The sequence below is a fragment of the Aeromicrobium sp. UBA7512 genome, from assembly GCF_002476985.1.
Lineage (GTDB): Bacteria > Actinomycetota > Actinomycetes > Propionibacteriales > Nocardioidaceae > Aeromicrobium > Aeromicrobium phoceense.
Map to the genome: position 1 here is coordinate 426200 of NZ_DLNK01000005.1, position 20098 is coordinate 446297.

At 70.4% G+C, this 20098-nt stretch carries 20 protein-coding genes and 1 pseudogene; 16 read left to right on the top strand and 5 right to left on the bottom strand.

Translation table 11 applies throughout. From position 1 onward, the window contains the following. A pseudogene (locus B2363_RS08490) lies at window positions 1–238 on the top strand (DNA polymerase III subunit delta); the annotation flags it as partial. A 51-nt stretch (window positions 239–289) separates the two neighbouring features. Here B2363_RS08490 and rpsT read toward each other — a convergent pair. Beyond that, window positions 290–550, bottom strand: coding sequence for a 30S ribosomal protein S20 (rpsT, locus tag B2363_RS08495; protein WP_286929627.1), 261 nt, complete (start codon window positions 548–550; stop codon window positions 290–292). A gap of 145 nt (window positions 551–695) precedes the next feature. Between rpsT and B2363_RS08500 the strand changes: the two genes are divergently transcribed. The 7 genes from B2363_RS08500 (at window position 696) to B2363_RS08530 (ending at window position 9838) form a co-directional block, all read left to right on the top strand. Beyond that, entirely contained in the window at window positions 696–1037 is a 342-nt protein-coding gene (locus B2363_RS08500) for a hypothetical protein (RefSeq protein ID WP_078698621.1), read from the top strand. A gap of 46 nt (window positions 1038–1083) precedes the next feature. Next, entirely contained in the window at window positions 1084–2943 is a 1860-nt protein-coding gene (gene lepA / locus B2363_RS08505) for a translation elongation factor 4 (protein WP_181755285.1), read from the top strand. Window positions 2944–3087: 144 nt separating this feature from the next. Continuing rightward, entirely contained in the window at window positions 3088–4923 is a 1836-nt protein-coding gene (locus B2363_RS08510) for an AMP-dependent synthetase/ligase (RefSeq protein ID WP_181755286.1), read from the top strand. 28 nt (window positions 4924–4951) lie between these two features. Next, entirely contained in the window at window positions 4952–6067 is a 1116-nt protein-coding gene (gene hemW / locus B2363_RS08515; RefSeq protein WP_286929628.1) for a radical SAM family heme chaperone HemW, read from the top strand. A 40-nt stretch (window positions 6068–6107) separates the two neighbouring features. Continuing rightward, window positions 6108–7559 (top strand): basic amino acid/polyamine antiporter, encoded by a 1452-nt coding sequence (locus tag B2363_RS08520; protein ID WP_286929629.1) that lies wholly within the window; start codon window positions 6108–6110, stop codon window positions 7557–7559. A 22-nt stretch (window positions 7560–7581) separates the two neighbouring features. Continuing rightward, window positions 7582–8832 (top strand): arginine deiminase, encoded by a 1251-nt coding sequence (locus B2363_RS08525; RefSeq protein WP_286929630.1) that lies wholly within the window; start codon window positions 7582–7584, stop codon window positions 8830–8832. Then, window positions 8825–9838, top strand: a complete 1014-nt coding sequence (locus tag B2363_RS08530; protein ID WP_286929631.1) for a lysylphosphatidylglycerol synthase domain-containing protein — start codon at window positions 8825–8827, stop codon at window positions 9836–9838. The genes B2363_RS08525 and B2363_RS08530 overlap by 8 nt, the downstream gene beginning before the upstream one ends. On the opposite strand, the gene B2363_RS08535 is transcribed toward B2363_RS08530, so the two are convergent. Together B2363_RS08535 and B2363_RS08540 are read right to left on the bottom strand one after the other, a co-directional pair. Beyond that, entirely contained in the window at window positions 9825–10658 is an 834-nt protein-coding gene (locus tag B2363_RS08535; RefSeq protein ID WP_181755291.1) for a DUF3097 domain-containing protein, read from the bottom strand. The two genes, B2363_RS08530 and B2363_RS08535, sit on opposite strands and share 14 nt — an antisense overlap. Next, window positions 10651–11079 (bottom strand): hypothetical protein, encoded by a 429-nt coding sequence (locus B2363_RS08540; RefSeq protein WP_286929632.1) that lies wholly within the window; start codon window positions 11077–11079, stop codon window positions 10651–10653. The genes B2363_RS08535 and B2363_RS08540 overlap by 8 nt, the downstream gene beginning before the upstream one ends. Window positions 11080–11192: 113 nt before the next feature. Between B2363_RS08540 and hrcA the strand changes: the two genes are divergently transcribed. Genes hrcA through era form a run of 8 tightly spaced genes read left to right on the top strand, consistent with a single transcriptional unit; the run spans window position 11193 to window position 17809 of the window. Continuing rightward, on the top strand, window positions 11193–12209 hold the full coding sequence (gene hrcA / locus B2363_RS08545) for a heat-inducible transcriptional repressor HrcA (RefSeq protein ID WP_181755293.1): 1017 nt from the start codon (window positions 11193–11195) through the stop codon (window positions 12207–12209). 37 nt (window positions 12210–12246) lie between these two features. Further along, window positions 12247–13395, top strand: a complete 1149-nt coding sequence (dnaJ, locus tag B2363_RS08550) for a molecular chaperone DnaJ (protein ID WP_286929633.1) — start codon at window positions 12247–12249, stop codon at window positions 13393–13395. 21 nt (window positions 13396–13416) lie between these two features. Continuing rightward, on the top strand, window positions 13417–13761 hold the full coding sequence (locus B2363_RS08555) for a histidine triad nucleotide-binding protein (protein WP_286929634.1): 345 nt from the start codon (window positions 13417–13419) through the stop codon (window positions 13759–13761). A gap of 17 nt (window positions 13762–13778) precedes the next feature. Beyond that, window positions 13779–14801 carry a PhoH family protein gene (locus B2363_RS08560; protein WP_286929635.1) on the top strand — a complete coding sequence of 341 codons (1023 nt, stop codon included), beginning with the start codon at window positions 13779–13781 and terminating at the stop codon, window positions 14799–14801. After that, window positions 14779–15243, top strand: a complete 465-nt coding sequence (ybeY, locus tag B2363_RS08565) for an rRNA maturation RNase YbeY (protein ID WP_181755297.1) — start codon at window positions 14779–14781, stop codon at window positions 15241–15243. The genes B2363_RS08560 and ybeY overlap by 23 nt, the downstream gene beginning before the upstream one ends. A gap of 7 nt (window positions 15244–15250) precedes the next feature. Further along, window positions 15251–16531 carry a hemolysin family protein gene (locus B2363_RS08570; protein ID WP_181755298.1) on the top strand — a complete coding sequence of 427 codons (1281 nt, stop codon included), beginning with the start codon at window positions 15251–15253 and terminating at the stop codon, window positions 16529–16531. Window positions 16532–16553: 22 nt separating this feature from the next. Beyond that, window positions 16554–16886 (top strand): cytidine deaminase, encoded by a 333-nt coding sequence (locus B2363_RS08575; protein ID WP_078698607.1) that lies wholly within the window; start codon window positions 16554–16556, stop codon window positions 16884–16886. Next, a complete protein-coding gene (era, locus tag B2363_RS08580; protein ID WP_286929636.1) occupies window positions 16883–17809 on the top strand; it encodes a GTPase Era in 927 nt (308 codons plus the stop codon). The genes B2363_RS08575 and era overlap by 4 nt, the downstream gene beginning before the upstream one ends. Here era and B2363_RS08585 read toward each other — a convergent pair. Both B2363_RS08585 and B2363_RS08590 read right to left on the bottom strand, forming a co-directional pair. Beyond that, window positions 17806–18963, bottom strand: a complete 1158-nt coding sequence (locus B2363_RS08585) for an HNH endonuclease signature motif containing protein (RefSeq protein ID WP_286929637.1) — start codon at window positions 18961–18963, stop codon at window positions 17806–17808. The two genes, era and B2363_RS08585, sit on opposite strands and share 4 nt — an antisense overlap. Before the next feature lie 223 nt (window positions 18964–19186). Further along, complete coding sequence (locus tag B2363_RS08590) at window positions 19187–20062, bottom strand: LysR family transcriptional regulator ArgP (protein ID WP_286929638.1); 876 nt, start codon at window positions 20060–20062, stop codon at window positions 19187–19189. Window positions 20063–20098 lie beyond the last annotated feature (36 nt).

The window sequence follows — 20098 nt, forward strand, 5'->3', positions numbered from 1 at the left end:
CCCCCCCGCCGATCCCGGCCTGCGCGACGCCGACCTGGCGCGCGAGGTGGGCGCACCGCCGTTCAAGATCCGCTCGCTGCGCCAGAGCGCTCGCGGCTGGAGCGAGGCCTCGCTGCGGCAGGCGCTCGACGCCGTCGCCCACGCCGACCTGCAGGTCAAGGGCGGCTCGGCCGAGCCCGGCCACGCCGTCGAGCGGATGATCATCGACATCGCCGTGGCTCGCGCCCGCACGTCGTAGACAAACGCGAAAACGCCCCGCACCATCAGGTGCGGGGCGTTGTCGTGAAGATCAGAGCGAGGCGGCCTTCTTGGCGATCGCGGACTTGCGGTTCGCGGCCTGGTTCTTGTGGATGACACCCTTCGAAGCAGCCTTGTCGAGCTTCTTCGCGGTGTCGGCGGCGAGGCTCTTGGCCTCGTCGGTGTTGCCGGCCTCGACGGCCTCCTGGAAGCGGCGAACGGCCGTCTTCAGCGCGGAGCGCACGGACTTGTTGCGCTCGCGCGCGGCCTCGTTCTGCCGGTTGCGCTTGATCTGCGACTTGATGTTCGCCACGGCAAACCTGTTCTTTCGTCGTTCCGGTGATGAGAAGTCTTGGTCGCGTCCGAGCCCGTCGTACGGTGGGCTGGACACGCAATCGTCAATGCTACCAGCGGGAGCACCCGGTCCTCAAATCCGCTCGGTCTCGTACGCTCGGGTCGTGCAGCTCTTCTACGACATCCTCGTCTGGGTCCACATCGCGTGCTGGGTCGCGGCCCTCGTCCTGTGGGCCATGTCGCTCCGCGCCCCGCGGGTCCCCAAGGGCATGGCGCACGCCGTCGCCACGGCCCTGGTGATCGGCATCGTGCTCACCGGGATCGGCTCGGCCAGCGAGGCCGTGCACGACCCGAACAACGCCAAGGTCGGCGTCAAGCTCGTCATCGCGGCGGTCGCCACGGCGCTCGCGTTCATGAAGCAGAAGCTGCCCGCCCCGAACCCCTGGGGCCACGTCGTCGCAGCCCTGGTCGTGGTCAACGTCGTCATCGCATACGCCTGGCGATGATCGCTGGTCACGACCTGTGCCCGGGTCGTGGACAATGGACCTCACCATGACGCGCTCCACTCCTGCCCCCACCGTGGGGTCGACTCCGCCCGAACTGCTGCGGAACTTCTGCATCATCGCGCACATCGACCACGGCAAGTCGACCCTCGCCGACCGGATGCTCCAGCTCACCGGCGTCGTCGATGCGCGCGCCGCGCGCGCGCAGTACCTCGACCGGATGGACATCGAGCGCGAGCGCGGCATCACGATCAAGAGCCAGGCCGTGCGGATGCCGTTCACCAAGTCCGACGGTGACGACGACGGCACGACCTACATCCTCAACATGATCGACACCCCCGGGCACGTGGACTTCACCTACGAGGTGAGCCGGTCCCTGGAGGCGTGCGAGGGCGCGATCCTGCTGGTCGACGCCGCTCAGGGCATCGAGGCCCAGACGCTGGCGAACCTCTACCTGGCGATGGACGCGGACCTGCACATCATCCCCGTGCTGAACAAGATCGACCTGCCCGGCGCGCAGCCGGAGAAGTACGCCGCCGAGATCGCCGGGATCATCGGTGGCGAGCCCGACGACGTGCTGCGGGTCTCGGCGAAGACGGGCCAGGGCGTCGAGGCGCTGCTGAACCTCATCGTCGACGAGGTGCCGCCGCCCCAGGGCGACCCCGACGGTCCGCCGCGCGCGCTGATCTTCGACTCCGTCTACGACACGTACCGCGGCGTCGTCACCTACGTCCGCGTGATCGACGGCAAGCTCAGCCACCGCGACCGGATCAAGATGATGTCCACCGGCGCGGTGCACGAGATGCTCGAGGTCGGCGTCATCAGCCCCGAGCCCGTGAAGGCCGACCACCTCGGCGTCGGCGAGGTCGGCTACCTCATCACCGGGGTGAAGGAGGTCCGCCAGAGCCGCGTGGGCGACACGGTGACCTCGGCCACCAAGCCCGCCGCCGAGCCGCTGGGCGGCTACCAGCACCCGAACCCGATGGTGTTCTCCGGCCTGTACCCGATCGACGGCGACGACTTCGCCACCCTGCGCGACGCGCTGGAGAAGCTCCAGCTCAACGACGCCGCGCTCGTCTACGAGCCCGAGTCCTCCGGCGCGCTCGGCTTCGGCTTCCGCATCGGATTCCTAGGCCTGCTCCACCTCGAGATCGTGCGCGAGCGGCTCGAGCGCGAGTTCAACCTCGACCTCATCTCGACCGCGCCGAACGTCGTCTACCGGGTGAAGCTCGAGGACGGCAGCGAGCACACCGTCACGAACCCGAGCGAGTACCCGAACGCCGGCAAGATCTCCGAGGTCTACGAGCCCATCGTGTCCGCCACGATCCTCGCGCCGTCGGACTACATCGGCACGATCATGGAGCTGTGCCAGGCGCGGCGCGGCCAGCTCGGCGGCATGGACTACCTCTCCGACGACCGCGTCGAGATCCGCTACACGCTGCCCATGGGCGAGATCATGTTCGACTTCTTCGACGCGCTGAAGTCGCGCACGAAGGGCTACGCCTCGCTCAACTACGAGCTGTCCGGCGAGCAGGCCGCCGACCTCGTGAAGGTCGACATCCTGCTCCAGGGCGAGCCCGTGGACGCCTTCAGCGCGATCGTGCACCGCGACAGCGCGTACTCGTACGGCGTCGCCCTGGCCGGCAAGCTCAAGGAGCTCATCCCGCGCCAGCAGTTCGAGGTGCCGATCCAGGCCGCCATCGGCGCCCGGATCATCGCCCGCGAGAACATCCGCGCGATCCGCAAGGACGTGCTCGCCAAGTGCTACGGCGGCGACATCAGCCGCAAGCGCAAGCTGCTGGAGAAGCAGAAGGAGGGCAAGAAGCGCATGAAGATGGTCGGCCGCGTCGAGGTCCCCCAGGAGGCCTTCATCGCCGCGCTCTCCACCGGCGACACCAAGCAGAGCTGAGCCGCTCGCCCGCCGCTCCGCTGCCCGCACAGGGTGGGCGGTGCCGCGCCCGGGGTGATTTCGTGACTGAGCGGTAACGGGGCCCTCCGCACGTATAGGGTGACCTGCATCACACGCTTGCCATCCGTCCCTGGGAGAACTCCAATGGCTGTTTCCGAAGCCGACCAGCTCTTGATCGTCCAGAACCGCGCTCGCAACGTCGGCGAGCTGTTCTTCGGCCGCGTCGAGGCCTCCGGGCCTCGCGAGGCGTTCCGCTACCCCGATGCCGACGAGAGCTGGCACTCGCTGACCTGGAACCAGGCCGGCGAGCAGGTCTCGAAGCTCGCGGCGGGCCTCGTCGCGCTGGGCATCGAGCCCGAGGAGCGGGTCGCGATCGCGTCCGGCACCCGCATCGAGTGGATCCTGGCCGACCTGGCGATCAACTCCGCCGGCGCGGCGACCACCACGGTCTACCCGAGCACCGTCACTCCTGACGTCGTCTACATCCTGTCCGACTCCGACAGTCGCGTCGTGTTCGCCGAGGACGACGCCCAGGTCGCGAAGCTGCGCGACGGCCGATCCGAGCTGCCGCAGGTCATGAAGGTCGTCGCCTTCGAGGGCGAGACCGACGGCGACTGGGTGATCTCGCTCGACGACCTCCTCGCCCAGGGCGAGAAGTACCTCGCCGACCACCCGGGCGTCGTGCAGGAGCGCATCGCCGCGACCGGACCCGAGTCGCTGGCCACCCTGATCTACACGTCAGGCACCACCGGACGACCCAAGGGCGTCCGCCTCGTCCACGACTGCTGGACCTACGAGGGTGCCGCCGTCGCCGCGCCGGGCCTGCTCACGATCGACGACCTCGAGTACCGCTGGCTGCCCATGGCGCACTCGTTCGGCAAGGTGCTGCTCACGACGCAGCTCGCCGTCGGGTTCCCGTGCGCGGTCGACGGCCGCGTGCCGAAGATCGTGGAGAACCTCGCCGTCGTGAGGCCCACCTTCATGGGCGCCGCGCCGCGCATCTTCGAGAAGGCCTACGGCCGCATCGTCGGCATGATGGAGGAGGAGGGCGGCGCCAAGCTCAAGCTCTTCCACTGGGCCGAGCGCGTCGGCCTGCAGAAGTCGCGCCTCGAGCGGGCCGGCAAGCCCGTGCCGCTGCCGCTCAAGGCGCAGCACGCCCTCGCCGACAAGCTGGTCTTCTCCAAGGTCCGCGACCGCTTCGGCGGCCGGGTCCGCTTCTTCATCTCCGGGGCCGCGGCGCTGTCCACCGACATCGCCGAGTGGTTCCACGCCGCGGGCATCCTCGTGCTCGAGGGCTACGGCCTCACCGAGACCTCGGCCGGTGCCGTCGTCGGCCACCCCGACGACTACCGCATCGGCACCGTCGGTCGACCCTTCCCGGGTACCGAGGTCAAGATCGCGACCGACGGCGAGATCCTCATCAAGGGCCCCGGCGTCATGCGTGGCTACCACAACCTGGACTCCGAGTCCGCGTCCGCGCTGGTCGACGACGGCTGGCTCGCGACGGGCGACATCGGCGAGTTCGACGCCGACGGCTACCTGCGGATCACCGACCGCAAGAAGGACCTGTTCAAGACGTCGGGCGGCAAGTACGTCGCGCCGTCGCACATCGAGGGCGCGTTCAAGGCGGTCTGCCCGCTGGCCAGCCAAATGGTGGTCCACGGCAACGACCGCAAGTTCTGCTCGGCGCTCATCACGCTCGACCCCGACGCGGTCGACGCCTGGGCCGCGAACCACGGCATGGAGGGCAAGTCCTACCAGGAGATCGTCTCCTCGCCGGGGATCCAGCAGCAGATCGCGCAGGACATCGAGGAGCTCAACGCCAAGCTCAACCCGTGGGAGACGATCAAGAAGTGGGCCGTGCTGGACCATGACCTGTCGATCGAGTCCGGCGAGATCACGCCGAGCATGAAAGTGAAGCGGCGCGTCGTGGAGGACCGCTACTCCGACGTCCTCGACGGGTTCTACGCCGGGGCCTGACCGCGGGGCCGCCCCGTACGCTGGGGACGTGGCGTTCGGCATCTACCTGCACGTGCCGTTCTGCTCCGTGCGGTGCGGCTACTGCGACTTCAACACGTACACCGCCGACGAGCTCGGCGGGCCGGACGTCGTCGGCGCCTCCCGGTCGACCTACATCGAGGCGGCGCTGAGCGAGCTGGCCCTCGTGCCCGAGCGCACCGTGGACACGGTGTTCGTGGGCGGCGGCACGCCGTCGCAGGTGGCCGCGGGCGACCTCGTGCGCTTCCTGCGCTCCGTCGACGACCGCCTCGGGCTCGCACCGGGCGCCGAGGTCACCACCGAGGCCAACCCCGACAGCGTCTCTCCGCAGTCGTTGGCCGAGCTGCGCGAGGGCGGGTTCACCCGGATCTCCTTCGGCATGCAGTCGGCCGTGCGGCACGTGCTCTCGGTGCTCGACCGCACCCACGATCCCGAGCGCGTCCCGCAGGCCGTGGCGTGGGCCCGCGAGGCCGGCTTCGAGCAGGTCAGCCTCGACCTGATCTACGGCACGCCGTCGGAGTCGATGGACGACTGGCGCCACACCGTCGAGTCGGCCCTGGAGATGGAGCCCGACCACATCAGCGCCTACGCCCTGATCGTCGAGGCCGGCACCGCGTTCGCGCGCAAGGTGCGCCGCGGCGAGGTGGTCATGCCCGACGACGACGAGACCGCCGACAAGTACCTGCTCGCCGACGACCTGCTCGAGGCGGCCGGCCTGAGCTGGTACGAGCTGTCGAACTGGGCTCGCGACGAGGCGGCGCAGTGCCGTCACAACGTGGGCTACTGGAACGGCGGCGAGTGGTGGGGCGTCGGCCCGGGCGCCCACTCCTTCGTCGACGGCGAGCGCTGGTGGAACGTCAAGCACCCCGCCGCCTACGCCCAGCGCCTCGCCGCGGGGAACTCGCCGCGCGCCGACGGCGAGCGGCCCGATGCACAGGCCCGACACCTCGAGGACGTGATGCTGCGCATCCGGCTGGCCGAAGGGATCGAGCCGGCCCTGCTGGGCGACGTCGACCGCTTCATCGAGGCGGGCTGGCTCGAGCCGCTCGGGGACCGCGTCGTGCTCACACGTTCAGGTCGGCTGATGGCCGACCGCGTGGTCCTGGAGGCCGTCGGCGGCGCGTGAGACCTGTTCGGCGGACGTCGCACTGCGCTACGTTCAGCGCATGGGGGACACGGAGGTCACCACCGCCCAGGGCGGGTCGACCGGCAAGGTCAGCCGCCCGGTCCTCACGGCCATGGTCATCGGGTCCATGGTGGGCGCCGGCGTCTTTGGGCTCCCGGCCCGCTTCGGCACGGCCACCGGCGTCGCCGGTGCGCTGATCGCGTGGACCGTCGCCGGCACCGGGATGCTCATGCTCGCGTTCTGCTTCCAGACCCTCGCGATCCGCAAGCCCGAGCTGGACTCCGGCGTGTTCATCTACGCCAAGGCGGGCTTCGGGGACTACGCCGGCTTCAACTCCGCCGTGGGCTTCTGGGCCAGCACGATGGCGGGCAACGCGTTCTACTGGATCTTCATCACGGCGACGATCGGCTTCTTCTTCCCCGAGTTCGGGGAGGGCGACACGCTGCTGGCCGTGGCGGTGTCGACCATGGGCGTGTGGGTGTTCCACTACCTCATCGCCCGGGGCGTGCGTGACGCGGCGGTCATCAACCGGATCGTCACGATCTGCAAGGTCATCCCGATCCTGACGTTCATCGTCGTGCTGGGCTTCCAGTTCGACGCAGGCGTCTTCAGCGACAACTTCTTCGCCTACGACGATCTGGGCACCCTCACCGAGCAGGTCAAGAACACGATGATCATCACGACCTTCGTGTTCATCGGGATCGAGGGCGCCAGCGTCTACTCCCGCTACGCGCAGCGACGCGAGGACGTCGGCCGCGCGACGGTGCTGGGGTTCCTCAGCGTCCTCGCGATCTTCTCGCTCGTGACCATGGTCTCCTACGGCGCCTTCAGCCAGGCAGAGATCGTGGGGACCCCTCAGCCGTCGATGATCGGGCTGTTCGAGCAGGCCGTCGGCCCGTGGGGCAAGTGGTTCATCAGCATCGGCGTCATCGTGTCGGTTCTCGGTGCCTACCTGGCGTGGACGCTGATGGCGGCGGAGGTCGTGTTCATCCCGGCCCGCAGCGACGACATGCCCAGGTTCCTCGGTCGGGAGAACGCTGCGGGCACCCCCATCGCCGCGCTGGTCGCGACGTCGATCGGCGTTCAGGTGCTGCTGGCCCTGACGCTGTTCATCGAGGACTCGTTGGACTTCATGCTGGACCTCACCACGAGTCTCGCGCTCGTGCCCTACCTGCTGGCGGCGGCGTACGCGCTGAAGCTCGCACTGAGCGGCGAGACGTACGAGGCGGAGGACTCCGCCGAGCGGCGCAAGCACCTGGTGTTCGCCGCCGTCGCCTCCGCGTACGCGATCTTCCTGTTCATCGCGGCGGGGCTGGAGTTCCTGCTGCTCTCGTGCCTGGTCTACGCGCCCGCCGCGGTGCTGTTCGTCGTCGCGCGCCGCGAGCGCCGCCTGCGGGTGTTCACCCCGGCCGAGCTGGCGTTGTTCGTGGTCATCGCCATCGGTGCGGTGGTCGCCCTCTACCAACTGCTCACCGGCGGGATCACCGTGTGATCCCACGTCCCGAAGGAGTCTCATGACGCAGCCCTCCGACGCCTACGGCGTCCACTCCGAAGTCGGCCGCCTCCGCAAGGTGCTCGTCTGCGCGCCCGGACTGGCGCACGAGCGGCTGACGCCCTCGAACTGCGACGACCTGCTGTTCGACGACGTCCTGTGGGTGCAGAACGCCCAGCGCGACCACCTGGACTTCGTCGACAAGATGCGCGAGCGCGAGATCGACGTGGTCGAGCTGCACGACGTGCTCTCCGCGACGATGGCCGACCGCACCGCGCGAGCCTGGCTGCTCGACCGCAAGATCGTGGCGAACGAGGTCGGCATCGGCCTCGTGGAGGAGACCCGCGGCTACCTCGACGAGCTGCCGGCCGACGAGCTGACGAAGTTCCTCATCGGCGGCCTGTCCACCCGTGACCTCCCGCGCGAGCTGGCGCCGGGCTACCGCGCCCTCGTCCGCGAGGCGCACGGCGGCCACGAGTACCTCATGCCTCCGCTGCCGAACACGCTGTACACGCGCGACACCACGTGCTGGGTACACGGCGGCCTGACGCTGAACCCGCTGTACTGGGCGGCCCGCAAGGACGAGACGCTCCTGATGAAGGCCATCTACGAGTTCCACCCCGAGTTCGCCGGGTCGAAGGTCTGGTGGGGCGACCCCGAGGAGAACTGGGGGACCGCCACGGTCGAGGGCGGTGACGTGCTCGTCCCGGGCAACGGCGTCGTGCTGGTCGGGATGAGCGAGCGCTCGTCGCGCCAGGGCATCACCCAGCTGGCGAAGGCCCTGTTCGACCAGGGTGCGGCCGAGAAGGTCATCGTCGCCGGCATGCCGAAGCTGCGCGCCGCCATGCACCTCGACACCGTCTTCACGTTCGCCGACCGCGACGTCGTCACGATCTACCCCGAGATCGTCAACACAATCCACGCGTTCACGATCCTGCCCGGCGAGGGACTGCCCGGCATCGAGGTCATCGACCACGAGGACGCGCTGTTCGTGGACGTCGTCGCCGAGGCGCTCGGGGTCGAGAAGTTCCAGATCGTCGAGACCGGCGGCAGCGAGTACGACACCGAGCGCCAGCAGTGGGACAGCGGCAACAACCTCGTCGCGCTCGAGCCGGGCGTCGTCATCGCCTACGACCGCAACACCCACACGAACTCGCTGCTGCGCAAGGCCGGCATCGAGGTGATCGAGATCGTCGGAGCCGAGCTCGGCCGCGGCCGCGGGGGCGGGCACTGCATGACGTGCCCGATCATCCGCGACCCGCTCGATGCCTGAGGAGTCAGGAGCGCGCCGACGCTGGGTGCGGCTCGGCCTGGTCGCGGTCCTGCTGACGGTCATCGTCGTGGTGATCCGCGGGCTGCTGGGCGACATCGACTGGGAGCAGGTCCGCACCGCGATCGCCCAGCTCGCGCCGTGGCAGTTCGCCGTCCTCGTGATCGGGCTGCTGGTGCGCCAGTTCCTCAATGCCCTGCCGCTCGCCCTGTTCATCCCGGGGTGTCCGCCGATCAGGGCCATGCAGAACGACCAGGCGGCCATCCTGATGACCACGGTCGCCCCTCCGCCCTCCGACGTCGTGCTGCGGCTGGCGATGTTCGGGTCCTGGGGGATCCCGGCGCCGGCGGGCCTGGCCGGCACCGTCATGAACACCGTGACGTTCTACGTGGTGCGATTCGGCGCGCCGCTGCTGGGGATCGCGCTGATGCTCGGCCTCGGCACGTTCTACCTCGGCGAGTTCGTCCCCGCCGTCCTGAGCGGTTCGGTGAGTGCCGCACTCCTGGCCGTCGTGTGGCTGGCGTTCCGCGGCGAGGCGTTCACGGTGGGTTTCGCCCGCCGGCTGGCACGGTTCGTCGGACGGATGCGCCACGGGGTCGACCCCGAGGCGTGGGCTGCCTGGGCGGCGGACTTCCGCGGGCGCGTCGTCGACCGCGTCCCGTGGGCACTGCCGCGCTCGGTACTCGCCCTCGTGGCGATGGTCGTCGTCGATGCGACGCTGATCGTCGCGTCGCTGCGGTTCGTCGGGGTCACCACGTCGGAGGTTCCCGCCATCGAGGTGCTCGTGGCCTTCCTCGTCGCCTACCCGCTGACGCTGTTCCCCTTCTCGGGGCTCGGCATCCTCGACGCGGTCGTCGTCGCGACCCTGCTGGCGATCGAGGCCGGCGCGGACGAGGCCGAGCTCGTGGCGGGCTTCGTGATCTGGCGCACGATCACGATCGCGGGGCCGCTCGTGCTGGGGCTGCTCTCCGTGGGGCTGTGGAAGCTGCAGCTGCTCAGGGCGAGGTGACGAAGTCGATGAGCTCCTCGACCCGGCCCAGGAACGCGGGCTCGAGGTCGGTCCAGGAGTCGACCCGGCCGAGGATCGCCTTCCAGGCCCGCGCGATGTCGGCCTGGTCGTCGTGCGGCCAGCCCAGGTGGGCGCAGATGCCGCGCTTCCACTCGATGCTCCGCGGGATCGTCGGCCAGGCGTCCATGCCGAGCCGCTGCGGCTTGATCGACTGCCAGACGTCGACGTAGGGGTGCCCGACCACGAGCAGGTGCGGCACGTGCGCGACCTCGTCGGCGAGACGCTGCTCCTTCGAGCCGGGCACCAGGTGGTCGACGAGCACGCCGAGCCGGCGCTTCGGACCGGGGGAGAAGTCGCGGACGATCGCCGCCAGGTCGTCGATGCCGTTGAGGTACTCCACAGCCACGCCCTCGGCGCGCAGGTCGTCGCCCCAGACCTTCTCGACGAGCTCGGCGTCGTGGCGGCCCTCGACGTAGATCCGGCTGGGCAGCGCGACCTTCGCCCGGGTGTCGGCGGCGATCCGCGAGCCCGAGGCGGTGCGGGTGGGCGCGGCCTTCCCCTTCGGCGTGGGGGCGACCAGCACGACCGGCTTGCCCTCCAGGAGGAAGCCGGGGCCGAGCGGGAAGACCTTGCGTCGCAGGCGCCGGTCCTCGAGCTGGACCGTGCCGAGGTCGCGCTCGACGCGCATGATCTCGCCGACGAAGCCCGTGGAGGCCTCCTCCACGACGAGGCCGGTGTCGGCGGCCACCTCGGTGGAGCGGCCGCGGGCGGGCCGGCGCCAGTCGCCGGAGAGGACGTCGGAGCCGTAGCGGTCAGCCATGGCCGAACCACACTCCCAGGAGTCGCTGGTGGAAGTCCTCGACGTCGTCCTTGGTGCCGCTGTCGAGGGTGTCGTGCACGATCAGCCCGATCGCCAGGTCGACCGCCGCGGGCCAGCTCTCGGGCACGGTGGCGGGGATCTCGTCGGTGACGAGTGCGCCCAGCGCGACGTCGGGGGAGTGGCCGGGCCGGGTGACCACCATGACCAGCTCGCCGCCCTCCGGGCCGTGGCCGAGGTGGCTGACCTCGACGAAGGCCTCGCCCACGGCGCTCGCCCAGACCGCGGCCATCGTCCCGCCGCGCGACTCGTGCGCGACGGTGGTCCCGTCGGGGGCCGTCACGGCGTAGGGGGTGTACACGAGCACCTGGCCGCCGTCGGCGACCTCGATCGCGCCGTCGGGGCGTACGGAGACCTCACTCACCCCGACAGGTTGCCATGCCGCCCGGCGGCCTCCGCGCAGGCGCACCGCCCTCGACGACCTCGGTAGACTGGCACTGGTCAGGTTCGAGTGCCAGCAGCGTGGGAGGTGACAGCGTGATCGAGGACCGTCGGCTCAACGTCCTGCGAGCCATCGTCGAGGACTACGTCGCCACCCAGGAGCCCGTCGGCTCCAAGGCGCTCGTCGAGCGTCACCGCCTCGGCGTCTCGTCGGCCACGATCCGCAACGACATGGCGGCCCTCGAGGACGAGGGCTACCTCACGGCGCCGCACACCAGCGCCGGCCGGATCCCCACCGACAAGGGCTACCGGATGTTCGTCGACCGGCTGGCCGAGGTCAAGGCGCTCTCGGTCGCCGAGCGCCGCGCCATCGAGACGTTCCTCTCGGGCGCCATCGACGTCGACGACATCGTCATGCGCAGCGTGAAGATCCTCGCGCAGCTGACGAACCAGGTCGCGATCGTCCAGTACCCGTCGCTCACGCGCTCCACCGTCCGTCACGTGGAGCTCGTCGCGCTCGAGGGCTCGCGCGTGCTGATCGTCGTGATCACCAGCAGCGGCCGCGTCGAGCAGCGCATCGTCGAGCTCGCGCAGACCCCCGGCGAGGGCCTGCTGAGCGACCTCAAGTCGCGCATCGTCCGCGCCACGCTGGGCGAGCGGCTGCCCGAGGCCTCGCTGCGGCTGGCCGAGCTGATCGACACGTTCGCCACCGACGACCGCCCGGTCGTCACCTCGATCGTCACGACCCTGGCGAACACGTTCTCCAACGAGCGCTCCGACGAGCGCGTGGCGGTCGGCGGCACGGCGAACCTCGCGCGCTTCGGCGCTGACTTCGACACCGCGATCCGTCCCGTGCTGGAGGCGATGGAGGAGCAGGTCGTGCTGCTGCACCTGCTCGGTGAGGCCACGGTCGGACCGCACGTGCGGATCGGGCGCGAGACGGGCCGCGACGACCTGTCGGGCACGGCCGTCGTGTCCAGCAACTACGGACCCGACGGCGAGAGCTTCGCCCAACTGGGCACCATGGGACCGACGCGCATGGACTACCCCGCCACGATGGCCGCCGTCGGCGCCGTCGCCCGCTACGTCGGGCGGATCCTCGCCGACGGCTGAGCGATCCACCCCAGGAATTGCGAGAGAGAAAGAGACCTTGGACTACTACGAACTGCTGGGCGTGTCCCGCGAGGCGACCCCGGAGGAGCTGAAGAAGGCGTACCGCCGGCTGGCCCGCCAGTTGCACCCGGACGTCAACGACGCCCCCGACGCGTCCGAGCGCTTCAAGGAGGTCACCACCGCCTACGAGGTGCTGTCCGACCCGCAGAAGCGCGCCGTCTACGACCGCGGCGGCGACCCGCTGTCCGGCGGTGGCGGCATGGGCGGCGGCTTCGGCCAGGGCTTCAGCTTCGACGACATCATGGACGCGTTCTTCGGTCAGACGTCCTCGCGCGGTCCGCGCCCGCGCGTGCAGCGCGGCCAGGATGCGCTGCTGCGCCTGTCGATCTCCCTCGCGGAGGCCGCGTTCGGCGTCAGCCGCGAGATCAAGGTCGACACCGCGGTGACCTGTGAGGTCTGCGACGGCACCGGCGCGAACGAGGGTTCCGAGCCGGTCACGTGCGGCACCTGCCACGGCCACGGCAACGTCCACCACGTCCAGCGCTCGCTGCTCGGCGACATCCGCACCTCGCGTCCGTGCCCCACGTGCCACGGCTACGGCACGGTCATTCCCGACCCCTGCCGCGAGTGCAACGGCGAGGGCCGCGTCCGCTCGCGCCGCAGCCTGCAGGTCAACGTGCCCGCCGGCGTCGACGACGGCAACCGGATCCAGCTCGCCGGCGAGGGTGAGGTCGGCGCGGGCGGTGGCCCGGCCGGCGACCTCTACATCGAGGTCAAGGTGGCCCGCCACCCCGTCTTCACGCGCCAGGGCGACGCCCTCGCGTGCCAGATCACGGTCCCGATGACCGCGGCGGCGCTGGGCACCCGGATCGACCTTCCCACCCTCGACGCGGAGCGCGACGAGGTCGACGACGCCGAGCGCTCCGTCCCGATCGAGGTGCCGCCGGGCACCCAGTCGGGAGAGACCGTGGTGGCCCGTGGCTTCGGCGTCCCGCGCCTGCGCGGGTCGGGCCGCGGCGACCTCACCGTGCACGTCGTGGTGGAGACCCCGCGCGACCTCGACGCCGAGCAGCGCGAGCTGCTCGAGAGGCTCGCCGCGTCGCGCGGCGAGGAGCACGTCGACCCGGTCGTGGGCCACAACTCGCGCTCCGGCGTCTTCGGCCGCATCCGCGACGCCTTCAAGTGAGCCGGTCGCTAGAGTCGGCGCATGGCTGCTGACTGCATCTTCTGCAAGATCGTCGCGGGCGAGATCCCGGCCGACGTCGTCGCCGAGTCCGAGCACACGATCGCGTTCCGGGACATCAACCCGAAGGCGCCGGTGCACGTGCTCGTCGTGCCCAAGGTGCACGAGCGCGACGCGGCCTCCCTCGCGTCGGCGGAGCCGGCCGTCGCGGCCGAGCTGCTGGCCCAGACGCGTGTGGTGGCCTCGCAGGAGGGGTACGAGGACTACAACCTGGTGTTCAACACTGGGGCGAATGCGGGACAGACCGTCTTCCACGCACACGTGCACGTGCTGGCCGGCGTCGACGTCTCGAAGCTGTTCCTGGCCTGACGCTACGCTGGAGGGGTATGACTGACGACACTGCACAGCCACGACACACGGTGACGATTCCCGCGTCCGTGCCCCTGGTCTCCCTGTTCGGGCCCGCCGACGAGTTCCTGCGCCTCATGGAGTCCGCCTTCGAGGCGAAGATCCATGCGCGCGGGAACGAGGTCACGATCACGGGCGAGCCCTCCGAGGCCGCCCTGGTCGAGCGACTCCTCGACGAGCTCGTGACGATCCTGCGCACGGGTCAGGCGCTCAGCGGCGAGACCGTGGAGCGCAGCATCGGCATGCTCCGCACCGAGACGCAGGAGCGCCCGGCCGACGTGCTGAGCCTCAACATCCTGTCCAGCCGCGGGCGCACGATCCGGCCCAAGACGCTCAACCAGAAGAAGTACGTCGACGCGATCGACGAGCACACGATCGTGTTCGGCATCGGTCCCGCCGGCACCGGCAAGACCTACCTCGCGATGGCCAAGGCCGTCCAGGCCCTCCAGGCCAAGGAGGTCACGCGGATCATCCTGACCCGCCCCGCCGTCGAGGCCGGCGAGCGGCTCGGCTACCTGCCGGGCACCCTCAGCGAGAAGATCGACCCGTACCTGCGCCCGCTGTACGACGCGCTGCACGACATGCTCGACCCCGAGTCGATCCCGAAGCTGCTGACGTCGGGCGTCATCGAGGTGGCGCCGCTGGCGTACATGCGCGGCCGCACGCTCAACGACGCGTTCATCATCCTCGACGAGGCGCAGAACACCACCGCCGAGCAGATGAAGATGTTCCTCACCCGTCTCGGCTTCGGCTCGAAGATGGTGGTCACGGGCGACGTCACCCAGGTCGACCTGCCCGGCGGCGCCACCAGCGGCCTGCGGGTCGTGCAGCAGATCCTCGACGAGGTCCGCGACGTGCACTTCAGCCGCCTGACCAGCCACGACGTCGTCCGCCACAAGCTGGTGGGCCGCATCGTGGCTGCGTACGACGACTACGAGGCGAACGGGCGCGCTCGCTCCGAGGTCGCCGGGGGAGCGCATGACCGTCGACGTCCTCAATGAGTCCGGGGTCGACGTCGACGTCGCCTCGCTCACCTCGCTGTGCCGCTTCGTGATGCGGCGGATGCGGCTGCACCCCCAGACCGAGATGACGCTGCGGCTCGTCGACGTCGACACCATCTCCGTCCTGAACCGCGAGTGGATGGGCAAGCAGGGACCCACCGACGTGCTGTCGTTCCCGATGGACGAGCTGACTCCGGGCCGCGAGGACGAGGAGCTCGACGCGGGCTACCTCGGCGACATCGCCCTGTGCCCGCAGGTCGCCGAGCAGCAGGCTCCCGCCGCCGGCCACGAGCGCGACGACGAGATGGCGCTGCTCACCGTCCACGGCATCCTGCACCTGCTGGGCTACGACCACGCCGAGCCCGAGGAGCACGCCGAGATGTTCGGCATCCAGGGCCGGCTGCTGCTCGAGTGGGCCGACCCGGCCCTGCGGGAGCAGTGATTCCCGCATGAGTGGCCCAGCCATACTCCTGGCGGTCTTCCTGGTCGTGCTGGCGGGTGTGCTCGTCGCCGTGGAAGCCGCCATCTCCACCTTCTCCAAGGCGCGCGCCGACGAGCTGACCGAGGCCGGCGTCGGCGGCGCCAAGCGGCTCGTGAGGATCCTCGAGGACCCCGCGCCGTACTTGAACTCCGTCCTGCTGCTGCGCATCGTCGCCGAGACCACCGGCATCGTGCTGGTCGCGGCGATCGTGGCCGACGAGGTCGCCGGCTACTGGCAGAACGTGCTCATCGCGGCCGGTGTCATGTCGGTCGTGTCGTTCGTCGTGATCGGCGTCGGTCCGCGCACCCTCGGCCGTCAGCACTCCGAGAGCATCGCCGTCGCGTCCGCCGCGCCCGTCATCTGGCTGACCGTGCTGCTCGGCCCCGTGCCGCGCCTCCTGATCTTCCTGGGCAACGCCCTGACCCCCGGCCGCGGCTTCGCCGAGGGACCGTTCGCGTCCGAGGTCGAGGTGCGCGAGCTGGTCGACCTCGCCGCCGCCAGCTCGGTCATCGAGTCCGACGAGTCGAAGATGATCCAGTCGGTGTTCGAGCTCGGCGACACGATCGTGCGCGAGGTGATGGTGCCGCGCCCCGACCTGGTCTACATCGAGCGGCACAAGACGCTGCGCCAGGCGATGTCGCTGGGCCTGCGCAGCGGCTACTCCCGCATCCCGGTCATCGGCGAGAACCTGGACGACGTCATCGGCATGGCGTACCTGAAGGACATCACCAAGCGTGTCTTCGACAACCACGCGGCCGAGACCACCGAGAAGGTCGAGTCGATCTGCCGCCCCTGCGTCTACGTGCCCGACACGAAGCACGCCGACGACCTGCTGCGCGAGATGCAGGCGCAGCGCACGCACGTGGCGATCGTCATCGACGAGTTCGGCGGCACCGCCGGCATGGTGACGATCGAGGACATCCTCGAGGAGATCGTCGGCGAGATCACCGACGAGTACGACGACGAGCCCGACGAGCGCGAGCAGCTCTCCGACGGCGCCTGGCGAGTCAGCGCACGCTTCGACGTCGACGACCTCGAGGAGCTCTTCGGCATCCCCGTGGAGGACGAGGACGTCGACTCCGTGGGCGGCCTCATGGCCAAGCACCTCGGCACCGTCCCGATCCCGGGCTCCGTCGTCGAGGTCGACGGCCTGCGCCTCGAGGCACAGGCCCCGCAAGGCCGCCGCAACCGCATCGGCCGCGTCGTCGTCTCGCGGGTCGAGCCGCTGGACGTCACGGCCGACGCCTGAGCCCGGCCGGTACATTCGTCGCATGGACCTGACCCCCGAGGACGCCAAGCTCGTGACGCTCGCCCGGACCTCTCGTGCCCGTCTCGGCGTGGCGCAGGGCGCTGCCGTGCGAGACCTCGACGGGCGCACGTACACGTCGGCCACGGTCCACCTCGACACGCTGCGCGTCTCGGCCCTCGACCTGGCCGTCGCGATGGCGGTCTCGTCCGGGGCCAAGGGCCTCGAGGCGGCCGCGCTGGTGACCGAGGGCGACGTCCCGGTCGGCCTCGACTCGGTGATCGAGTTCGGCGGCGCGGGCGTCACCGTGGTGGTCGCCGACCCGGCCGGTGCCGTCGACACGGTGCTGTCCACATGAGCGCCCCCGAGGGATTCCGCTCGGGCTTCGCCTGCTTCGTCGGCCGTCCCAACGCCGGCAAGTCCACGCTGACCAACGCGCTCGTGGGCGGCAAGGTGGCGATCACCTCCTCGCGCCCCCAGACCACCCGCCACGTCATTCGCGGCCTCGTCCACCGCGACGACGCCCAACTCGTCCTCGTCGACACACCGGGCCTGCACAAGCCGCGCACGCTGCTGGGTCAGCGCCTCAACGACCTGGTCCGCACCACGTGGGCCGAGGTCGACACGGTGGGCATGTGCCTGCCGGCGAACGAGAAGATCGGCCCGGGCGACCGGTACCTCATCAAGGAGATCGCGGCCCTGCGCCGCAAGCCGGTGTTCGCGATCGCGACCAAGACCGACCTCGTGACCCCGGCCCGCCTGGCCGAGCACCTCATGGACATCGCCGCCGCCGGCGAGGAGGCCGGGCTGACATGGCGCGAGGTCGTGCCCGTCTCGGCCGTGGCGGGTGAGCAGGTCGACCTGCTGGCCTCGCTGCTGATCGACACCCTGCCGGCCGGACCGCCGCTGTACCCCGAGGGTCAGCTCACCGACGAGCCCGAGGAGACGCTGATCGCGGAGATCATCCGCGAGGCCGCGCTCGAGGGCGTGCACGACGAGCTGCCGCACTCGCTGGCCGTGGTGGTCGAGGAGGTCGTGCCCCGCGAGGACCGGCCCGCCGAGAAGCCGCTGCTCGACGTGCGCGCCAACGTCTACGTGGAGCGCGACAGTCAGAAGGGCATCATCATCGGCAAGAAGGGCTCGCGGCTCAAGCAGATCGGCATCGACTCGCGCGGCCAGATCGAGCGCCTGCTGGGCACGCCGGTGCACCTGGACCTTCACGTGAAGGTCGCCAAGGACTGGCAGCGCGACCCGCGCCAGCTGCGCAAGCTCGGCTTCTAGGCCACGCGGTAGCGCTCGACGTGCTCCATCGCCCGGTCGAGGTGCCGGTCGTCGAGGTGTCCGTGGGACTTCATGTTGTGGTGCCGTCGGCACAGGCAGCGCAGGTTGTCCGCCGACGTGGTGCCGCCGCGGTCGTACGCGAGCTCGTGATCGAGGTCGGTGCTGCGCGCCGGGGTCCGGCAGCCGGCCACCCGGCAGCTGCCGTCGCGCCACCGCAACGCCTCCCTCAGTGACTGCGGTGGCCGGTACGCCAGGACCGTCGTGTCCATCACCCGTCCGACCGGATCGAGGACGAGACGCCGGAACTCCGTGTGCTCGGACTGGGCGAGCTCGCGGACCCACTCGCTGCTCACCGGCTCGCCGTCCAGCGTGAGGCCAGGTCCGTCGGTGAGCCCGATGAGGTCGGTGGCGGCGATGCTGATCGCGATCTCGGCGTGGATCTCGGTCTCGGTGCCGGTGCAGGAGGTGAGCCAGTGCGCGAGCAGGTCGGCCTGCTTCTGGTCGCGCGTGCGACGGTCGCGCTCGCCCGTCTCACCGTCGATGGCCGGGAGAGCCCGCGCGGCGCGCGTCAGACGGTCGGCGACCGCCACGGCGACTCCGGTGGGCAGGAGCGCGTTCAGCCATGACGTGCCGTCGTCGAGATGGACGACGTTGACGCGGCGCTCCTCGGTGGCGCGAGCGGCCTCGGTCTCCACCTGCTCGGGCTCGAGCCGGGCACGGAGGCGCCGGAGCCACGACCGCAGCTCGCCGACCGTGTGAAACTCTGCGTACTCGACGGCCGCGTGGTCGACCGCCGCGACGGCCTCGGGCGTGCGGAGCTTCTCGACGAGGGCGGCGATCGTGCCGGCCTTCGCAGCATCGATGCGTCCGACGCGGAACGTGGCCCAGACGCGCGGCGTGCGATCGCGGAGGGTGCGCGCCTCGTGGAGGATGCCCCACGTGCGCTGCTCCGAGATGGCAAGCTGCTGCGCCATGTCGAGCACCACTGCGCTGCGGCCGTGATGCTTGGAGACCGGTGCCTGATCGGCGGCGTCCACCAGCTTCGTCGCCCGCTCGAAGTGGTTCAGGACGAGATTCCACGTGGCGTACTCGGCTCGTGCCTGCTCGCGACGAACGTCAGCGAACGCCTCGTCGTCGGTCCGGGCCCTGAACATGACGAAAGCGTAGTACGTGCGTTCGAACTACGGCTGAATCAGACTGATATTCCCGCATGGCGAGACGCGGTCCTCCAGAGGCGTCACGCCACGCGGAAGGTCGCGCGGTAGGCGGTCGGGGAGACCCCGACGGCGCGCTGGAAGTGGCGCCGAAGCGTGGCGGCCGAGCCCGACGCCACGGACTTTCTCGCTGCACTGGCCGCGGGAGCCGCCGACTTCGCCGTCACCGAGGAGCGTGTGTCTGCAGTGTCCCGCTGAGCCGGTCGAGCAGCGGGGAGTCCAGCTTCCAGCGCTGCCAGTAGAGCGCCACCCGGGTCACCGAGCGGCCGAGCCGGACGAGCCGGGCGTCGTCGAGGGCGGCTCGGGCCTGCGTCTCGGGCAGCAGGCCCCAGCCGAGCCCGGCCTCGACGGCTGCGCGGAAGTCGTCGGACGAGGGGACCTCGTGGACGACCGCCGGATCGGTGTCGGTGTGCCGGCGCAGCTGCTCGTGCTGGAGGCGGTCCTTGGCGTTGAACACCACCATCGGCATGGCCGACCAGTCGGGACGTCCGCCGGGCCCGAGCAGGCGCGGATGAGCGACCGGGAGGTAGCGCATCGCGCCGAGCGGGGTGACCGAGCAGCCCTGGACCGGGGACGGGTCGCTGGTCACCGCGGCCACCACCTCGCCGCGACGCAGCAGGTCGTGACTGTGGCCCTCGTCCTCCACGCGCAGGCGCAGCGCGACGCCCTCCCACGTGGCCACCTCCGAAAGCACGGGCCGGAACCACGTGGCCAGCGAGTCGGCGTTCACGGCCAGGGCGAGGTCGGTGGGGCCCTCGTCCCACGCCTCGGCGAAGACCAGCTCGAGCTGGCGGCCGAGGCGGACGAGGTCCGCTCCGGCGTCGGTGGGCACGCAGGGCGTGCCGCGGCCCACCAGCACTCGTCCGACCGAGCTCTCGAGGGCACGGATCCGCTGGCTGATCGCGCTCGGCGTCACGTGGAGCCGCGCGGCGGCGGCCTCGAACGAGCCGGTGTCGGCGATCGCGACCAGAGCGGCGAGCTGGGCGGGGGAGAGGTCCACCGTGCCAGTTAAGCATTCCTTCACGCTGTGCAGAAACATTCGTTGGACTTCATCGAACGCCGAACCTACGGTCGA

Bases quoted from the DNA above. Each gene is read 5' to 3' on its own strand.
- B2363_RS08555 (WP_286929634.1), top strand. From the start codon at position 13,417: ATGGCTGCTGACTGCATCTTCTGCAAGATCGTCGCGGGCGAGATCCCG.
- B2363_RS08525 (WP_286929630.1), top strand. From the start codon at position 7,582: ATGACGCAGCCCTCCGACGCCTACGGCGTCCACTCCGAAGTCGGCCGC.
- B2363_RS08575 (WP_078698607.1), top strand. From the start codon at position 16,554: ATGGACCTGACCCCCGAGGACGCCAAGCTCGTGACGCTCGCCCGGACC.
- B2363_RS08530 (WP_286929631.1), top strand. From the start codon at position 8,825: ATGCCTGAGGAGTCAGGAGCGCGCCGACGCTGGGTGCGGCTCGGCCTG.
- lepA (WP_181755285.1), top strand. From the start codon at position 1,084: ATGACGCGCTCCACTCCTGCCCCCACCGTGGGGTCGACTCCGCCCGAA.
- ybeY (WP_181755297.1), top strand. From the start codon at position 14,779: ATGACCGTCGACGTCCTCAATGAGTCCGGGGTCGACGTCGACGTCGCC.
- B2363_RS08570 (WP_181755298.1), top strand. From the start codon at position 15,251: ATGAGTGGCCCAGCCATACTCCTGGCGGTCTTCCTGGTCGTGCTGGCG.
- B2363_RS08535 (WP_181755291.1), bottom strand. From the start codon at position 10,658: ATGGCTGACCGCTACGGCTCCGACGTCCTCTCCGGCGACTGGCGCCGG.
- era (WP_286929636.1), top strand. From the start codon at position 16,883: ATGAGCGCCCCCGAGGGATTCCGCTCGGGCTTCGCCTGCTTCGTCGGC.
- B2363_RS08585 (WP_286929637.1), bottom strand. From the start codon at position 18,963: ATGTTCAGGGCCCGGACCGACGACGAGGCGTTCGCTGACGTTCGTCGC.
- B2363_RS08560 (WP_286929635.1), top strand. From the start codon at position 13,779: ATGACTGACGACACTGCACAGCCACGACACACGGTGACGATTCCCGCG.
- B2363_RS08590 (WP_286929638.1), bottom strand. From the start codon at position 20,062: ATGTTTCTGCACAGCGTGAAGGAATGCTTAACTGGCACGGTGGACCTC.
- B2363_RS08520 (WP_286929629.1), top strand. From the start codon at position 6,108: ATGGGGGACACGGAGGTCACCACCGCCCAGGGCGGGTCGACCGGCAAG.
- B2363_RS08510 (WP_181755286.1), top strand. From the start codon at position 3,088: ATGGCTGTTTCCGAAGCCGACCAGCTCTTGATCGTCCAGAACCGCGCT.